Source organism: Bacillus sp. EB600 (genome assembly GCF_024494385.1).
Taxonomy (GTDB): Bacteria; Bacillota; Bacilli; order Bacillales; family Cytobacillaceae; genus JAEVLT01.
This window is the reverse complement of the sequence record NZ_JAEVLT010000167.1, coordinates 1-414: the sequence shown is the minus strand read 5'-3', so window position 1 is coordinate 414 and position 414 is coordinate 1. Positions and strand designations below refer to the sequence as shown.

The window sequence follows — 414 nt, the reverse complement described above, 5'->3', positions numbered from 1 at the left end:
TTCGGTCATTTATATTTTGGGGCTTTAGCTCAGCTGGGAGAGCGCCTGCTTTGCATGCAGGAGGTCAGCGGTTCGATCCCGCTAAGCTCCATTATTTTATGTTTATATTTGGCGGCGTAGCTCAGCTGGCTAGAGCGTACGGTTCATACCCGTAAGGTCGGGGGTTCGATCCCCTCTGCCGCTATTAAGGATTTTAAGGATCTTTAGCTCAGCTGGTTAGAGCAGACGGCTCATAACCGTCCGGTCGTAGGTTCGAGTCCTACAAGATCCATTGTATTATATTTGGAGGAATACCCAAGTTTGGCTGAAGGGATCGGTCTTGAAAACCGACAGGCGGGTCAAACCGCGCGGGGGTTCGAATCCCTCTTCCTCTTCCATTTTTTTAAATAATATTATCGCGGGGTGGAGCAGTCT

The 414-nt window shown here is 49.5% G+C and carries 4 tRNA genes; all 4 read left to right on the top strand.

What is annotated here, in order from left to right:
* Window positions 1-18 precede the first annotated feature (18 nt).
* Window positions 19-91: transfer RNA gene (locus JN080_RS29215), tRNA-Ala, on the top strand.
* A 19-nt stretch (window positions 92-110) separates the two neighbouring features.
* Window positions 111-184: transfer RNA gene (locus JN080_RS29210), tRNA-Met, on the top strand.
* A 13-nt stretch (window positions 185-197) separates the two neighbouring features.
* Window positions 198-271 (top strand) — tRNA-Ile (locus JN080_RS29205).
* A gap of 13 nt (window positions 272-284) precedes the next feature.
* Window positions 285-377, top strand: a tRNA-Ser gene (locus JN080_RS29200).
* The last annotated feature ends 37 nt before the right edge of the window (window positions 378-414 follow it).